Source organism: Chitinimonas sp. BJB300 (assembly GCF_002735695.1).
Lineage (GTDB): Bacteria > Pseudomonadota > Gammaproteobacteria > Burkholderiales > Chitinimonadaceae > Chitinimonas.
The window spans coordinates 1-1,219 of record NZ_PDZH01000311.1; the positions used below are offsets into that span (position 1 = coordinate 1).

The 1,219-nt window shown below is 57.6% G+C and carries 1 protein-coding gene; it reads right to left on the reverse strand.

Going from position 1 to position 1,219, the window contains the following annotated elements:
* Positions 1-1,219, reverse strand: a 1,219-nt coding sequence (locus tag CSQ89_RS21565) for a PLxRFG domain-containing protein (RefSeq protein ID WP_143747138.1), incomplete at both ends; no start/stop codon positions are given.

The window sequence follows — 1,219 nt, forward strand, 5'->3', positions numbered from 1 at the left end:
GCTCGATTGAAGTTGCCCGATGCTTGGCGGGCATTCGACACAATGAAGCTGGCCACCACGCGGCTTAAGTCGTCGCTATAACCTTCAACGCCCTTGCGATGGATCATGCGCTTCAAGGCGCTGCGGTTTGACACGGCAAGCTGCAGGTACTCTTGCGTCGCTGCGTCTCTGTCGATGCCCAGTTCTTTGGCAAACAACGCCACAGTCTCAGGGGTCATGCCTTTGAAGAGCTTGTAACCCGATTCGGATAGGAGGGACTGGCGTACATTAGCTTGCGGGTAAGCCTTGGCCAGCTTATAGGCCGCCCGATTCGCTTCTAACTGGCTTTCAAACAGTTGGAAGGCAATACGCTCCCCCTTGCGGTCGATCACATCCACGGCGTAATTGCCGAAGCGCATCAAAGGCGCATAACCGCGTCCCTTCAAGCTTTCCGCCTTGTCGATGATGTCATCGACCAGCTTGGCCAGCTTCAGGATACGGGTAGCTTGGCTGGTATTGCTGCTGCGTTCTTGATCCTGTGCAGCGCGGGTCAGTGCTGCGCCAATCGTCTGCTTCAGGCTCGTTAAGCTGGTGTCAGACTCGCGCAGGCTTTCCACCAACAGCGGATTCAAGGCGCTTTCACGCAAGAGCTTGAACAAGGTAGAGCGGGTCACGTCGTCCAGGCTAGTATCAATCGCCGCACGGCTTTCGCGGTACAGGTCGATAGCCTGCTGGTCGAGCTTGAACAACCGGCGCAATTCGTCGTCAGTGAAGACCACGCCCTCAGCAGTACCGCCTTCTACCTGATGCAGGTTGCCGTCCTTGTCGCGGATGTATTGCAAGGTACCGGCGAAGATGGCTGGCGTCGCCGCCTTGACCGCCTCGCGGCGTGCCTTGGAAAACGCATTCTTACCGTTCTGGATCAATTCACGCAGATCGCCCACCTTGGGCAGCAAACCCGGTGCGGCCGCTTCGGCACGCATAGACAGGCGGGACACATCGTGCAGATAGGCTTGCCCAGCGTCAAAAACACGCTTGAAGGCAGGATTGATCGTGGCTTTGTGATACTGGGTGCCTACCGTGCGGTGCCACCAGCGATTGAAGGTGCGGTCCGATTGGAAGGCTTTGGCAAGCGCATCGGTGATTTCCCGCTGTTTGGTGCGGGAGTACAGCAGGTCATCCAGGCCGCCTAGTTGCTGCCCTGATAAGTGCTCGCCAAGTCGAGCCAGTATTGTTCCCC